Here is a 14,268-nt window from a genome sequence, read left to right on the forward strand (position 1 = left end):
AGGCCCAAGCGGGACACAAAAACGGCGCGGAACCCCACGGTTCCGCGCCGTTTTTCGTGGCTCCCGTTCAATCAGACGTTGAATTTGAACAGCATGACATCGCCATCCTGGACAAGGTATTCCTTGCCTTCCTGGCGCAGCTTGCCCGCCTCACGCGCACCCGCTTCGCCCTTCAGCGCGACGTAATCGTCATAGGCGATGGTTTCCGCGCGAATGAAGCCCTTTTCAAAATCGGTATGGATCTCACCCGCCGCCTGCGGAGCCTTGGCTCCCGCCGGGAATGTCCAGGCACGCGCTTCCTTCGGCCCGGCGGTGAAGAAGGTGCGCAGCCCCAGCAATTCGTAACCGGCGCGGATCACGCGGGCGAGGCCGGTTTCCTCCAGCCCCAGTTCGGCCAGAAACAATTGCCGCTCCTCCGGCTCCATCCCCACCAGTTCGGATTCGATGGCGGCAGAGACGACCACCGCCTGCGCGCCTTCGGCCTTGGCCTTCTCGAACACCTTGGCGGACAGGGCATTGCCCTTGGCGGCGTCAGCTTCCGCCACATTGCAGACATAGAGCACGGGCTTGGCGGTGAGGAGCTGCGCCTGCCGGAACAGCCGTGCTTCCTCGTCATCCTTCGGCTCCGTCAGCCGCGCGGGCTTGCCTTCGCGCAGCAATTCCAGCGCCTGTCCCAGAACGCTGGCCAGCGCCTTGGCCTCCTTGTCGCCGGTCGTGGCGCGCTTGGCCGCGGCAGGCACGCGCTTTTCCAGACTGTCGAGATCAGCCAGCATCAGCTCGGTCTCCACCACCTCGGCATCGGCAATCGGATCGACCTTGTTGGCCACGTGCTGGATATCGTCATCCTCGAAACAGCGCAGCACATGGACAATGGCGTCCACCTCGCGGATATTGCCGAGGAACTGGTTGCCGAGGCCTTCACCCTTGCTGGCGCCGCGCACCAGCCCCGCAATATCGACAAAGCCCAGCTGCGTGGGAATGATCTTGGCGCTGCCGGCAATGGCGGCGATCTTGTCCAGCCGGGGATCGGGCACGGCGACTTGCCCGACATTGGGTTCAATCGTGCAGAACGGATAATTGGCAGCCTGCGCGGCCTGCGTCTCGGTCAGCGCGTTGAACAGGGTGGATTTGCCGACATTGGGCAGTCCTACGATCCCGCAGCGGAATCCCATTTTTCGTGTCCTTCAATTGGGAGAAGGCCGCGCCTTAGAGCCGGCAGGCGCGAAGGGCAATAACGCATGGGGACGCCATAGGCCGCCGGAACGGGTTCGGGCGGGCATTCCCGATGGAACACCCGCCCGCAAAGACACCGGAAGACCGGCGAATAGGGTGCAGCGCTTATGCGGCGCGGCGACGGCGGCGGCGCGCCACGGCGAGGCCCGCAAGGCCGAGGCCAAACATTCCGAGCATACCGGGTTCGGGAACCTGCGTGCCGCTGGTCGTGCTGGTGCCGCCCGAAGTGGACGAGGAGGTGCTGGTCGACGTCGAAGTCGAGGTCGAAGTCGACGAGGAGGACGAGGTCGACGAGGAAGTCGAGGTGCTGCCGGTGCACTTCGTCTTGCAGGTGCTGCCCGAAGTGCTCCACCAGAAGGTGGCGGAGGCCGGAACGGACCAGGTGGCCACCGAAGCGAGGGCCAGGGCGATGGCGGTCTTCTTGATCATGAACTTTCCCCTGCGAATTGAAACGAGTGGTTACCAAAACTGACGGGAACGTATTCGCAAAGGCCGTGCCAATCGCGGATTTCTGCGGATCAGCGTGGTTAATGCCGCAATGGTGCGTGCAAGGGTGTCAAGAATACCGACAGCTGGTGGACGCATTTCAACCCTGCTGGCGCAGCGCCACATCGCTCATGAAGCGGGCATCGTCGCCCGCCGCCAGCCAATGCGCCTCGGCACCGATGGCGCCCAGCATTTCGGCAAGATCGTCCTGCTCGGCCTTGGCGTAATTGCCCAGCACCCAGCCATGCACCCGATCCTTGTGCCCTGGATGGCCGATGCCGATGCGCACGCGGCGAAAATCGGGGCCGATATGCTGGTCGATCGAGCGCAGGCCGTTATGCCCGGCCGTGCCGCCGCCACGCTTCACCTTGATCTTGAAGGGGGCCAGGTCGAGCTCGTCATGAAACACGGTCAGCGCGTCCGGCCCCAGCTTGTAGAAGCGCAGCGCTTCGGAAACCGCGCGGCCGCTTTCGTTCATGAAGGTGGCCGGTTTCAGCAGCAGGATCTTCTCGGCGCCGATGCGGCCTTCCTGCACCCAGCCCTGGAACTTCTTCTGCACGGGGCCAAAGCCGTGCATATCGGCCAGCACATCGATCGCCATGAAGCCGACATTGTGCCGGTGCATGGCGTAAGCGGGGCCGGGATTGCCGAGGCCGGTCCAGATCTGCATGGCTGCGTGTATTCCCGTTCCGGCGTGAAAAGGAAAGGGGCCGGCATCGCTGCCAGCCCCCCGTAACCTGTGTGAGGCGGGCGGAAGGGGCCGCCTGCCGGTTATTACGCTTCGGCTTCCGCTTCGTCAGCGGCGTTGTCCTGGCTCTTCATGCCCGACGGCGCAACCACGGTGGCGATGGTGAAATCGCGGTCGGTGATGGCGCTGGTGCTGCCCTTGGGCAGGGTGACATTGCTGATGTGGATCGAATCGCCCACATCAAGGCCGGTCACATCGATCTCGATCTCGCTGGGGATCGTGTCCACATCGCAGATCAGTTCCAGCTCGTGCCGCACGATGTTCAGCACCGCGCCGCGCTTCAGGCCGGGGCTGGCTTCTTCGTTGATGAACACCACGGGAACCTGCACGTCCACCTTGGCATCCTTGCCCAGACGCAGGAAATCGGCGTGCACCGGGCGGTCTGTGACCGGGTGCAGAGTCACGTCCTTGGCCTGGGTGCGGATGGTCTTGCCATTCAGCTCGATCATGATGAGCGAGTTCATGAAATGCCCCGTCATCAGCTGCTTCATCAGCAGCTTTTCTTCCACGTGGATCGTGGCGGGTTCTTCTTTGCCGCCGTAAATGACAGCAGGTACACGGCCTTCGCGACGCAGTGCACGGGAGGCTCCCTTGCCAGCCCGTTCGCGCAGCTCGGCCGGCAGAGTGAGAGCGTCGCTCATGTCACAAGCCTTTCGAATGCGAGTTGGTTATCCGCCCGCCACGCCTCCAGGGATGACCATGCCGGGGGGAGGGGCGCGCATAGCAGGAAGCGGCGAAAATGCAACTACTGGATGCGGCGCACCGTGTATCCGCGCGCGGCGAGCAGCGCGGGAAGGCCCGCTTCGCCCAGCATATGCGCCGCACCCACCGCCACGAAGGGACGCCGACCGCCGTCAATCAGAGGCGCAAGCTGTCCGATCCATGCGCGGTTTCGGCCATCCATCAGCGCGTCACGCAGTTCCGGATCGCCCAATATTCCTGCCTGGCCCAGCGCCTCCAGCGCGGCCATGTCGCCGGTCAGCCAATGCAGCAGGCCGGCGGCAGGATCAGGCGCGGCCGCCTCGCGCGCCACGGCAAGCAGCAGGTCGGATTGTTCGGACGGTGGCAGGGCATCGAACAGCGCGAATTGCGCCGCGTAGCTTTCCAGCCCCTCCACCGCCTTGCCGCGCGCGAGCAATTGCCGATCAATCCCGCGTTCGGGATCACCGATGCGCACCCCGCCTGCCAGCACCATTGCCGCGGCCCAGCTTTTCATTTCGGCATAATCGGCTTCGCGCCCGCCTGCCTTCTCGATCAGAGCTTCGAGTTCGTCACGCCGATCTGCCGGCACGCGGCGCAGCAGCGGCGGCAAGCCGGGGCTGTAGGCGTGGCGTTGAAATGCGGCGAAGGATTGCGCCGTGTCGCCCAGTTCGGCGATTTCGACCACAAGCAGACCGGATTGGGCAAAGGCGGCGTCCACCGCGTCGCTGTGCCATTCGACCGCTTCGGGCAGCGAATGAACCGTGCCGAACAACCAGCCCTTCTCCCCTCCCGGCGCGGTCACTTCCCACAGCGCTGGTGCGGGTTCGGGCCAGTTCCTGTCAGTCGGCGCCTCCCTCCCGCCGCAGGCGCTGAGCCACAGCGCGGCGACAAGCGCGAAGGCGAGGCGCAGCAGGCCGCTCACTTCCAGATGCGCACCACGCGGTGCCCCTGCGCCTGCAACTGGTCCTGCACGCTGCCCGGACCGGCCAGATGCCCTGCGCCCACCGCGATGAACACGGTGCCAGGCTGGTTCAGACGGTTTTCGATCCACTTCGCCCAGTTGGAATTGCGCTGAACAAGCAGGCGGTTGTAGAGATAATCATCGGTCATTTCGCTGTTCATGATGGTGGCCAGCTTTTCGGCATCGCCCGCCAGCCAGACCGTCACCATCTCGTCGATCATCGGCACGACATCGGCAATCCCGTCCACCGTCAGGTCGAGATAGGTAAGCTGGTAATCGCGCTCCAGCCCGGCAAAGATGCTGATCTGTTCCTCGATCGTTTCCAGATGCGTGCGCGCCTTGCCGCCTGCCCGCGCGGCCAGCGCCATTTCCACGCCGGCGGCCGGATTATATCCCGCCTGCAGCAGCGGCAGCACGCTGAGATTGAGCGCGGCAAACCATGGCTGATAGGGGTCGAACGCTTCCACCGGCAGGCCAATCCCGGCCAGCGCGGCCTCGTATTTCGTGCGGTTCTCCTCGGACATGAGACCGCGCAGGCCGCGCGGATCATCAAGCGCCGCAGCGGTGGCGATATAGCCTGCCATCGCGGCCTGGTCGCTCACATCCACCTCGGTAACGAGTTCGTCGGAGGCGTTGAACGCGGCGGCAATGCGCGCGTCATACCAGTCCACCCCGTCGGGCAGGACGTGCACCGTGCCGAACAGATAGATCGTGGTATCCGCATCGCTCAGGCGCCAGAGAGCGGGGGCAGGTGCGGCATCCGCCGGGCGCACTTCCTCTGCGATGGCATCAGCGGGCGTGGTGCAGGCGGCCAGCAGCGCAAGGGGGGCAAGGGCAGCGGCGAGGATCGGCTTGAGGCGCATGGGGGATGGCTCCAAAGGGAGGGAGGAGGATATCGGGAACAGTCGTGCAGAAGCTCAGCGGCTGCGATGCCAAAGCCAGACGGCGGTATAGACGGTCAGCACCAGCAGAAAAGTGACCATCGGCTGATGTTCGGGCAAAAATCCGCCGCGTGCGCCCAGCCACCAGCTCGGCTCGACAAACAGATAAGTGCACAGGCCTGCCAGTGCCCCGGCGTTGTTTGCCTGCATTTCGTGCTCGTCAATGCTGCGCAACCAGGCCAGCGTCAGGCCGCCGCCGACCAGCACATAGGCTGCGATGGTGAGTCCCGCCAACCAGCCGGGCAGCGGGCCATTGCCGAACAGGTCGGCCGAACCTGTGGTGTCGCTGGCAACCGAGAAGGCAATCCCCATCACAAGGCCCATCGCACCGCCCGCGATCAACAGCATCCGGCTGAATCGGACACGCGGGGATTCCGGCCCGCTTGTGGCACGTGCGTAGAGCCGGAAGGCACCCCATCCGGCAGTGCCGGCAATGCCAAGGGCCACGGCCAGAAGGATAAGAGCGACAGGGGTTACCCCATCCTCTGCCATCGCGCCGACAATGCCGAAGGCCGTGCCCAGCGCAAAAACACCGAGGAGGCAAAGCAGTGCCAGCATAAACGGCCGGGACTTCGCGGTGGTTTCGTCTGCGGGGGTCTGGGAAGGGTCGGCATGATCAATCATGGAAAATCTCCTCGATCGGCATTTCGAACAGGCGTGCGATGCGGAAGGCGAGCGGCAGCGAGGGGTCGTGCTTGCCGGTTTCGATGGCGTTGACGGCCTGGCGCGAGACGTCGAGCCGCAGGGCAAGTTCGGCCTGGCTCCAGTTGCGTTCCGCGCGCAGCACTTTCAGGCGGTTGTTCACAGATGCGAAGTCCTTGTCAGGTGCATTGCCGATCAGGCGGGTTGCGGCATGAACAGCGGCAGGACAGGCTGATCCGGTTGCTGCTCCGTAGCGGAGGAACAGGCCGCAAGGCCCGCCAGGGCCAGCATCGCCAGCGCGGCGGCGGCAGGCAGGTTGCGGCAGGGCTGAGCTGGCGTTTTCACGGCAATCTCCATCACGGCAACCTGACTCGATGTCAGGTATGCATGACTTTATGTCGTGATTCGCTGACTATGTCAACATAACCTTACATTGTGTCTTGCGCGGCTGACATCCGCACCACCTATGGCACTGGCGAATTCAGCCTTTCAGCCGAAAGGCCACGTGTTTGCAGCATATCGAGCACCGATCCGCGCCCTTCGAAATGCGCCGCGCCCACGGCCACAAGCACCTTGCCCGGCTGTTCGAGCCGCTCCGCCAGCCAGCCGGCCCAGCGGCGGTTGCGATCTGTCAGCAGTGCGCGGTTGAAGGCCGCCGCAGCCTTGCCTTCATCCAGCCCCAGATCGACCGCCTCCTGCAACTGCCCGCGTGCCCAGGCGTGTTCGAGTTCCCAGTTCCCCGCTTCGCCCATCGCCTCACCGGTTCCCAGGAAGGCGCTGAGGTTGCGCCCGTCCCAGCGGATCAGTTCGCGCTCCAGTTCGGGAAGGATAAGGCGGTCGTCGAGACGGTAGAGCGACAGGGCAACCCGCCCCGTATCCTCGATCGAGCGAACAGGCCGGCCGGTTGCCGCGAATTCGGCTTCCAATATCGTCTCCACCCCGAATTCATAGGATGACGATGGGCCGGAATCGCTGCCCATTCCGAACCCCATCAGAGCCACCATCACCGGCAAGCGGTCAACTTCGGCAAAGCTCATCCCCTGCATTTCGATCAGGCTGCGCCATTTACCGCGTGCGGCGGGGGCGAGTTGCTGCGAAGTGGGCGTGCGCTGGGCCAGAAGCCGGGTGGATTTGGCGGCAACGGCCTCCATCATCAGCGGCGCATCGCCATCCGAGGTTTCCACCACCAGTTCGTCCACCTCGGCCACCACCGCATCAAGCTGCGGATTGCGCCAGCGGAAACCGGGGGGCAACAGGTGCACCGTGCCCATCAGATAGATCGTGGTATCGGCATCGCTCAACCGCCAAAGCGCAGGGGCGGGATCGTAATCCTGCGCAAGGCCCGGCTGCGGAGACGGAACGATCTCCTCGTCATCCTCCCACCAGTCGGCGGGCCGGTCGGCAGCATTGCTCGCCCGGGCGGCGGCGGGATGGGCCAGAGCCAGCGCGAGAGCCGCAAATGCCGCAGCAGCAAGGGCAGTGCGCATGACGTGTTCGATCCGATAAACGGGCATGGCTGCATCAGGCCTGCGCGCGGGCATCCTGTCAAGCGGGCACAGCGCGCCCAAGCCGCCCCATTGACGCTTTTCCCGCCTTGAGCCAAAGCCCCCAACCATGATCGGCACCATGAACAGAAATCCGGCTACCAGCTTTCAGGACATGATCCTTGCGCTCCACGATTTCTGGAGCGCGCAAGGCTGCCTGATCCTGCAACCTTACGATATGCGGATGGGCGCAGGCACTTTCCACACAGCCACCACGCTGCGCGCGCTGGGGCCGGAACCGTGGAACGCGGCCTTTGTGCAGCCGTGCCGCCGGCCGACCGATGGCCGCTATGGCGAAAACCCGAACCGGTTGCAGCATTATTACCAGTATCAGGTGATCCTGAAGCCCAGCCCGCCCGACATTCAGGAACTGTATCTCAAGAGCCTGGAAGTGATCGGCATCGACCCGCTGGCGCACGACATCCGCTTTGTGGAGGATGACTGGGAAAGCCCCACGCTGGGCGCCTGGGGGCTGGGCTGGGAAGTCTGGTGCGACGGGATGGAGGTGACGCAGTTCACCTATTTCCAGCAAATGGGCGGTTTCGATTGCAAGCCGGTGGCGGGCGAGCTGACTTACGGGCTGGAACGCCTCGCCATGTATATTCAGGGCGTCGATAATGTGTTCGACCTCGACTTCAACGGTCGCGGCGTCACTTATGGCGATGTCTTCCTTGAGAACGAGCGCCAGATGTCGAAATGGAACTTCGAAGTTGCCGACACCGATGCGCTGTTCGACCTGTTCGCCAAGGCGGAGGCCGAGTGCAAGCGCTCGCTTGAGGCAGGCGTTCCTATCGCGGCGTATGAACAAGCGGTGGAAGCCAGCCATGTGTTCAACCTGTTGCAGGCGCGCGGCGTGATTTCGGTGCAGGAACGCGCGAGCTACATGGCGCGTGTGCGGGATCTGGCCCGTTCGTCCTGCGAGACATATGCCGCCAAGATGACCCCGCAATGGCAGGCCGCCTATCCGGAGTGGAGCCTGTGACCGATTTCCTTCTTGAACTGCGCTGCGAGGAAATCCCGGCCCGGATGCAGGCGGGTGCGCGCGCCGAACTGGAAAAGCTGTTCCGCGCGCAAATGGCGGCGGCGGGCGTCCGCTTTGGCGGCCTGACGGTGTGGTCTACCCCGCGCCGTCTGGCGCTGATTGCGCGCGATCTGCCCGAAACGACCGAGGCGGTGCGCGAGGAGACCAAGGGCCCGCGCGCGGGCGCTCCGCCGCAGGCGCTGGAAGGGTTCCTGCGCAAGACCGGGCTTTCCGCCGATCAGTTGGTGGAGCGGGACGGTGTGCTTTTCGCCGTGGTCGACAAGCCGGGCCGGGCGGTCAAGGACGTGCTGGCCGAGGCTATTCCCGCGATCATCCGCAGCTTCAGCTGGCCCAAATCGATGCGCTGGGGCGCGGCATCGCTTTCGACTGAATCACTGCGCTGGGTGCGTCCGCTGTCGGGCATTGTCGCCATTCTGGGCGAGGATCTGGTCGAATGCGAAGTGGACGGCATTGCGAGCGGCTATGCTACGCACGGCCACCGCTTCCATTGTCCCGGCGAAATCACCATCGGCAGCGCGGCCGATTATCAGGACAAGCTGCGCGCCTGCCATGTCATCGTCGATCACGAAGAACGGCAGGACGCCATCCGCACCGCCGCCCGCGCGGTCGCAGAGGCCGAGGGGCTGGTGCTTGTGGAGGACGAAGGGCTGGTGATCGAGAACGCCGGCCTCACCGAATGGCCCGTGCCGCTACTGGGCCGTTTTGACGAGGCATTTCTGGATGTGCCGCCCGAAGTCATCCAGCTCACCGCGCGGGTGAACCAGAAGTATTTCGTGTGTGAATCCCCCCTCCCGCTTGCGGGAGGGGCCGGGGGTGGGCCTGACGGCGTAACCTCGGATTTGCCCACCCCTAACCCCTCCCGCAAGCGGGAGGGGAATACCTTGGCCAACGCCTTTGTCTGCACCGCCAATATCGCCGCGGTCGACCCCGCAGTGGTGGTGGATGGCAACCGCAAGGTGCTGGCCGCGCGTCTTTCCGATGCGCGCTTCTTCTGGGAACAGGACCAGAAGAAGACGCTGGCTGAGCACGCTGAGAAACTCGCCCGCATTACCTTCCACGAAAAGCTGGGCACCGTGGCCGACAAGGTCGAACGCGTGGCAAAGCTGGCGCGCTGGCTGTGCGAGGAGGGGATCGTCAAGGGCGACCCGGCGCTGGCAGAACAGGCCGCGCGCCTGTGCAAGGCCGATCTCGTCACCGAAATGGTGGGCGAATTTCCCGAATTGCAGGGCCTGATGGGCGGCTATTACGCCCGCGCGGAAGGTCTGCCCGATGCAGTGGCCGACGCGATCCGCGACCATTACAAGCCGGTCGGGCAGGGCGACGATGTGCCAACTGCCCCGGTTACGGTTGCGGTGAGTTTGGCGGATAAGCTGGATACGATTGCGGTTTTCCTTGGCGTAGGACTGAAGCCTACTGGTTCGAAGGATCCTTATGCTCTCCGTCGTGCAGCCATTGGCACGACACAAATCATTCTAAATAGTGTGCTTCGCTTTTCCCTCTTGGAAATATTCTTTTACGCTTTTACCAATTACCTTGAACAAAATGCAGAAAAAATTGAACATCATGTCGAAAAAATGAATGAACTTACTCAGTCCATGCAATGGATGAGTAATCGTATCAGCGATACAGAAGCACCTCGTAAGCAGCTTCAAGTAGCCGTTCTTCTCCTACTTGAGGAATTGCACTCATTGCCGTCGAGCGTTGACGATGAGCGTGAACCCCCAAGCATTGACCAGCGAGTTAAGAATTTCAGTGCCAGCATCCTCGACTTCTTCGCCGACCGCCTCAAAGTCCAACAACGCGAGGCTGGCGTCCGCCACGACCTGATCGACGCGGTCTTCGCGCTCGGCGGAGAGGATGATCTCGTCCGCCTGCTCGCCCGCGTCCACGCCCTGCAAGCTTTCATCCGCACGCAGGACGGCGCCAACCTCCTCGCTGGCTACAAGCGCGCGGCCAATATCCTCAAGAAGGAGGATTGGCAGGGCGTCGAGGGCGAGATTGCGCAGACGGGTGAGGAAGACCCGCTGGCAGGCGTCGATGATCCGCTGGTGGCCGATGCGGTGCGGGAAAAAATGGCGATGCGCCATGCGCGCACCTACACCCCGGAACCCGCCGAAGCCGCGCTGATCGCCGCGCTCGACCGTGCGCAGCCGCAAGCCGCCAGCGCCATCGCGGCGGAAGATTTCACTGCCGCCATGGCCGCGCTCGCCACTTTGCGCGGCCCCATCGATGCCTTTTTCGAAAGCGTGACGGTGAACGATGCCGATCCGGCCAAACGCGCCGCGCGTCTGGCGTTGCTTGCGCGTTTCCGTGCTGCGGTGCACAATGTGGCCGACTTCTCGCGGATCGAGGGCTGAGCGCGGATTGTTCGAATGCTGATAGTGTGAGGCGCCACCGTCACCGCTGAAACATTCGACTAATCCGTCCGCGCCCCGCTATGGGCCATGCAGGAAGGGCGAAGCGGCATACCGCCGCCCGCAGTCGGGGAACATGAGAGCGTAATGGCGAAGTCGGTTTACACATTCGGTGGTGGCGCAGTTCACGACGATCCGCGCGCGAAGGACAAGACCATCGTTGGCGGCAAGGGTGCAAACCTTGCCGAAATGGCGGGCATTGGCCTGCCGGTGCCTCCCGGATTTACGATCACCACCGAAGAATGTGTGAGCTACCTCCAGCAGGGTGCGGATTTCTCCGCTGCCTTGCGCGCAGAAGTGGCCGAAGCGCTGACGCATATCGAGCGCGCGGTTGGCAAGAAATTTGGCGATGCGGACCCCAGCGGGGCCGGGCCGCTGCTCGTCTCCGTGCGTTCAGGCGCGCGGGTCTCGATGCCCGGCATGATGGATACCGTGCTCAACCTTGGCCTCAACGATGCGACGGTTCAGGGGCTTGCCGCTACCAGCGGGGATGAGCGTTTTGCGTGGGACAGCTACCGCCGCTTCATCCAGATGTATTCGGATGTCGTGCTCGGCCTCGATCACGGCCTGTTCGAAGAAGCGCTGGAAATCGCCAAGGAAGATCACGGATACCTTTCCGATACCGAAATGCTGGCCGAGGACTGGCAGGAACTGGTCGCCGAATACAAGCGCCTGGCGGAAGGGGAGCTGGGTCATCCTTTCCCGCAGGATGTGACCGAGCAATTGTGGGGCGCAATCCGCGCCGTGTTCGACAGCTGGGACAGCGACCGCGCGAAGGTCTATCGCCGGCTGAACGACATTCCCGGCGATTGGGGCACGGCGGTCAATGTGCAGGCGATGGTGTTCGGCAATATGGGCGACACCTCGGCCACCGGCGTCGCCTTCACCCGCGATCCCGCCACGGGCGAGCGAAGCTATTACGGCGAATGGCTAGTCAATGCGCAGGGCGAAGATGTGGTGGCGGGCATCCGCACGCCGCAATACCTCACCCGTGATGCAAGGCTGGCGGCAAAGGCGGAACTGCCCAGCATGGAAGAAGCCATGCCCGAAGCCTATGCCGAGCTTGCCGCCGTGTTCGACCTGCTGGAACGGCATTACCGCGATATGCAGGACATCGAATTCACGGTGGAGCGGGGCAAGCTGTGGATGCTGCAAACCCGTTCGGGCAAGCGCACGGCCAAGGCGGCGCTGCGCATGGCGGTGGACATGGTGGGCGAGGGGCTGATCGACGAGGTGACCGCGATCCGCCGTGTCGATCCCATGGCGCTTGACCAGTTGCTCCACCCCATGCTCGATCCGGACGCCCCGCGCGATGTGTTGACGACCGCGCTGCCCGCCAGCCCCGGTGCCGCCAGCGGCAAGATCGTGCTCGACAGCGATCTGGCGGAAAAGTGGGCGAATAATGGCGACAAGGTTATCCTTGTCCGCGTGGAAACATCGCCTGAGGATATTCACGGGATGCACGCGGCCCAAGGCATCCTCACCGCGCGCGGCGGGATGACCAGCCACGCCGCCGTGGTGGCGCGCGGCATGGGGCGGCCTTGCGTATCGGGCGCGGCGGCGGTTTCGATCGACATGGGCGCACGCAGCCTGAAGATTGGCGACCGCGCGCTGAAGGAAGGCGATCTCATCACGCTCGATGGCTCCACCGGGCAGGTGATGGCGGGCCTTGTCCCCATGATCGAGCCGGAACTGGCGGGCGATTTCGGCACGCTGATGCAATGGGCGGACAAGCACCGCCGCATGAAAGTGCGCACCAATGCCGAAACGCCCGAAGATTGCCGCATGGCGCTGGCGTTTGGCGCGGAAGGCATCGGCCTGTGCCGCACCGAACATATGTTCTTCGATGCAGGGCGCATCATGGCGGTGCGCGAAATGATTCTGGCCGATGACGAGGCGGGCCGCCGCCGTGCGCTTGCCAAACTGCTGCCTGAACAGCGCGCCGATTTCGTGGAGATTTTCACCGCCATGGCGGGGCTTCCCTGCACGATCCGCCTGCTCGACCCGCCGCTGCACGAATTTCTGCCGCAACGGGATGAGGAGTTTGCCGAGCTTGCCGCCGATGTCGGCGTGAGCGTGGAGCATCTGAAACGCCGGGCGGAGGAATTGCACGAATTCAATCCCATGCTGGGCCATCGCGGGTGCCGCCTGGGCATCACGTTCCCCGAAATCTACGAAATGCAGGCGCGCGCCATATTCGAGGCGGCCTGTGCGGTGAGCAGCAAGGGCGGCGATCCGGTGGTGCCCGAAGTGATGATCCCGCTGGTCGCCACGCGCAAGGAGCTGGAAATTCTGCGCTCGCTTGTGGACCGGGTGGCGGCCGAAGTGTTCGCGGAACAGGGCCGCACGCTGGAATATCTGGTCGGCACCATGATCGAACTGCCGCGCGCCGCGCTGATGGCGGGCGAGATTGCGGAAGAAGCGCGCTTCTTCTCCTTCGGCACCAATGACCTCACCCAGACTACGCTGGGCGTGTCGCGCGATGATGCGGGCCGGTTCCTGGCGCCTTATGTGGAGCAGGGCATCTACCCGCGCGATCCGTTTGTCACCCTTGATGTTGATGGAGTGGGGCAATTGGTGCGCCTTGCCGCCGAACGGGGCCGGGCGACCCGCCCGGATATCAAGCTGGGCATTTGCGGGGAGCATGGCGGCGACCCCGCCAGCATCCGCTTCTGCGAGGAAGTGGGCCTCGATTATGTCTCCGCCAGCCCCTACCGCGTGCCGATTGCCCGGCTTGCCGCCGCGCAGGCGGCGCTTGGCTAACGCCAGCCGGTCAGGGTGAGGATTTCGAAGGTCTCGGTCACGCGGCCTTCGCTGTCCGCCATGGCGGCAAACGCGGCGCGGGCGCGTGCCAGACTGTCTCGCGTCAAGGGCGGGGGCGCATCGGCCAGCACATTGGTGAGGCCTTGCGCCCGCAGATCGGCCACCATCCGTTCAAGGCTGCGGTAACGCACCGTCAGACTGTGCGAATCGACCACTTGCCGGCTGAAGCCTGCGCGGCCCATCAGGCCGCTGGCGGCCAGATTGTCGATCTGCGGGTGAATGCGCGCGGCGGGCCTTTCTCCATCGGCGGCCAGAAGGATTTTCCGCAAGGCGGGCAGGCTGCCCGCGCCGCACAGGCAGGCAATGAACAGGCCGCCGGGTGCCAGCGCGGCGCACGCATGGATCAGCGCGCCGGGCAGGTCGTTGACCGTGTCGAGCTGCGCCATGCTGGCAATCAGGTCGAACCCGCCGCGTGGATAAGGCAGTTCCTCATCGGGCAGGGGCATATCCGCGATGGCGCTTCCCCGTTGCGCCAGCAAGGCGGCGAGCGGATCGGGCGCATCATCCATCACCAGCGCCAGCGCTGGGGTGAATCGCATGAAATCCAGCCGCTCGACGATCTCCGCGGCCATGTGATCGCGCAGAAACTGCGCCTGCGGATCGGCGCGTCGCAGCGCAATGTGGCGCGCGCGGCGGGCAAAGCGGCGTTGGCGGCTGAAGATTTGCGGAACGGATGGCGTGGTCATCGGCGCGGCTTTGCCCCTTATGCCGGGCCAGCGCAACACGGCCGCA

The 14,268-nt window shown here is 64.2% G+C and carries 14 protein-coding genes and 1 pseudogene; 4 read left to right on the forward strand and 11 right to left on the reverse strand.

The genetic code is table 11. From position 1 onward, the window contains the following. Positions 1-71: 71 nt before the first annotated feature. Both ychF and WFP44_RS03470 read right to left on the reverse strand, forming a co-directional pair. Complete coding sequence (ychF, locus tag WFP44_RS03465; protein ID WP_336924958.1) at positions 72-1,172, reverse strand: redox-regulated ATPase YchF; 1,101 nt, start codon at positions 1,170-1,172, stop codon at positions 72-74. 166 nt (positions 1,173-1,338) lie between these two features. After that, positions 1,339-1,422 (reverse strand): annotated as a pseudogene (locus WFP44_RS03470) (PEP-CTERM sorting domain-containing protein); the annotation flags it as partial. Positions 1,423-1,429: 7 nt separating this feature from the next. Between WFP44_RS03470 and WFP44_RS03475 the strand changes: the two are divergent. Continuing rightward, positions 1,430-1,705, forward strand: coding sequence for a hypothetical protein (locus WFP44_RS03475; protein ID WP_336925046.1), 276 nt, complete (start codon positions 1,430-1,432; stop codon positions 1,703-1,705). Between the two features lie 114 nt (positions 1,706-1,819). On the opposite strand, the gene pth is transcribed toward WFP44_RS03475, so the two are convergent. The 8 genes from pth to WFP44_RS03515 form a co-directional block, all read right to left on the reverse strand. Next, positions 1,820-2,389, reverse strand: coding sequence for an aminoacyl-tRNA hydrolase (pth, locus tag WFP44_RS03480; protein WP_336924959.1), 570 nt, complete (start codon positions 2,387-2,389; stop codon positions 1,820-1,822). A gap of 104 nt (positions 2,390-2,493) precedes the next feature. After that, positions 2,494-3,108: a 50S ribosomal protein L25/general stress protein Ctc gene (locus tag WFP44_RS03485; RefSeq protein ID WP_336924960.1), complete on the reverse strand. Its 615-nt coding sequence runs from the start codon at positions 3,106-3,108 to the stop codon at positions 2,494-2,496. A 104-nt stretch (positions 3,109-3,212) separates the two neighbouring features. After that, complete coding sequence (locus WFP44_RS03490) at positions 3,213-4,091, reverse strand: TraB/GumN family protein (protein ID WP_336924961.1); 879 nt, start codon at positions 4,089-4,091, stop codon at positions 3,213-3,215. Continuing rightward, entirely contained in the window at positions 4,088-4,993 is a 906-nt protein-coding gene (locus WFP44_RS03495; protein ID WP_336924962.1) for a TraB/GumN family protein, read from the reverse strand. The genes WFP44_RS03490 and WFP44_RS03495 overlap by 4 nt, the downstream gene beginning before the upstream one ends. 54 nt (positions 4,994-5,047) lie before the next feature. Then, a complete protein-coding gene (locus WFP44_RS03500) occupies positions 5,048-5,629 on the reverse strand; it encodes a hypothetical protein (RefSeq protein WP_336924963.1) in 582 nt (193 codons plus the stop codon). A gap of 58 nt (positions 5,630-5,687) precedes the next feature. Beyond that, positions 5,688-5,876 (reverse strand): helix-turn-helix transcriptional regulator, encoded by a 189-nt coding sequence (locus WFP44_RS03505; protein ID WP_336924964.1) that lies wholly within the window; start codon positions 5,874-5,876, stop codon positions 5,688-5,690. A 32-nt stretch (positions 5,877-5,908) separates the two neighbouring features. Then, entirely contained in the window at positions 5,909-6,058 is a 150-nt protein-coding gene (locus WFP44_RS03510; RefSeq protein ID WP_336924965.1) for a hypothetical protein, read from the reverse strand. A 119-nt stretch (positions 6,059-6,177) separates the two neighbouring features. Next, the gene (locus tag WFP44_RS03515) at positions 6,178-7,227 is read right to left on the reverse strand and encodes a TraB/GumN family protein (protein ID WP_336924966.1); all 1,050 of its coding nucleotides are present in this window, start codon (positions 7,225-7,227) and stop codon (positions 6,178-6,180) included. A 112-nt stretch (positions 7,228-7,339) separates the two neighbouring features. Here WFP44_RS03515 and WFP44_RS03520 point away from each other — a divergent pair, with 112 nt between their 5' ends. The 3 genes from WFP44_RS03520 to ppdK all read left to right on the forward strand — a co-directional run bounded on the left by WFP44_RS03520 (position 7,340) and on the right by ppdK (position 13,476). Beyond that, positions 7,340-8,239 (forward strand): glycine--tRNA ligase subunit alpha, encoded by a 900-nt coding sequence (locus WFP44_RS03520; RefSeq protein WP_336924967.1) that lies wholly within the window; start codon positions 7,340-7,342, stop codon positions 8,237-8,239. Then, positions 8,236-10,656, forward strand: a complete 2,421-nt coding sequence (gene glyS / locus WFP44_RS03525; RefSeq protein ID WP_336924968.1) for a glycine--tRNA ligase subunit beta — start codon at positions 8,236-8,238, stop codon at positions 10,654-10,656. The genes WFP44_RS03520 and glyS overlap by 4 nt, the downstream gene beginning before the upstream one ends. Before the next feature lie 144 nt (positions 10,657-10,800). Further along, complete coding sequence (gene ppdK, locus WFP44_RS03530) at positions 10,801-13,476, forward strand: pyruvate, phosphate dikinase (protein ID WP_336924969.1); 2,676 nt, start codon at positions 10,801-10,803, stop codon at positions 13,474-13,476. Here the strand turns inward: ppdK and WFP44_RS03535 are convergent. After that, positions 13,473-14,222 carry a class I SAM-dependent methyltransferase gene (locus WFP44_RS03535; protein ID WP_336924970.1) on the reverse strand — a complete coding sequence of 250 codons (750 nt, stop codon included), beginning with the start codon at positions 14,220-14,222 and terminating at the stop codon, positions 13,473-13,475. The genes ppdK and WFP44_RS03535 overlap by 4 nt on opposite strands. Positions 14,223-14,268 lie beyond the last annotated feature (46 nt).

Source organism: Alteraurantiacibacter palmitatis, from assembly GCF_037154115.1.
Classification (GTDB): domain Bacteria; phylum Pseudomonadota; class Alphaproteobacteria; order Sphingomonadales; family Sphingomonadaceae; genus Alteraurantiacibacter; species Alteraurantiacibacter palmitatis.

What these genes read in the sequence shown, in the direction of transcription:
- ychF (WP_336924958.1), bottom strand. Translation starts at nt 1,172, where the DNA reads ATGGGATTCCGCTGCGGGATCGTAGGACTGCCCAATGTCGGCAAATCC.
- pth (WP_336924959.1), bottom strand. Translation starts at nt 2,389, where the DNA reads ATGCAGATCTGGACCGGCCTCGGCAATCCCGGCCCCGCTTACGCCATG.
- WFP44_RS03485 (WP_336924960.1), bottom strand. Translation starts at nt 3,108, where the DNA reads ATGAGCGACGCTCTCACTCTGCCGGCCGAGCTGCGCGAACGGGCTGGC.
- WFP44_RS03495 (WP_336924962.1), bottom strand. Translation starts at nt 4,993, where the DNA reads ATGCGCCTCAAGCCGATCCTCGCCGCTGCCCTTGCCCCCCTTGCGCTG.
- WFP44_RS03500 (WP_336924963.1), bottom strand. Translation starts at nt 5,629, where the DNA reads ATGCTGGCACTGCTTTGCCTCCTCGGTGTTTTTGCGCTGGGCACGGCC.
- WFP44_RS03515 (WP_336924966.1), bottom strand. Translation starts at nt 7,227, where the DNA reads ATGCCCGTTTATCGGATCGAACACGTCATGCGCACTGCCCTTGCTGCT.
- WFP44_RS03520 (WP_336924967.1), top strand. Translation starts at nt 7,340, where the DNA reads ATGAACAGAAATCCGGCTACCAGCTTTCAGGACATGATCCTTGCGCTC.
- ppdK (WP_336924969.1), top strand. Translation starts at nt 10,801, where the DNA reads ATGGCGAAGTCGGTTTACACATTCGGTGGTGGCGCAGTTCACGACGAT.
- WFP44_RS03535 (WP_336924970.1), bottom strand. Translation starts at nt 14,222, where the DNA reads ATGACCACGCCATCCGTTCCGCAAATCTTCAGCCGCCAACGCCGCTTT.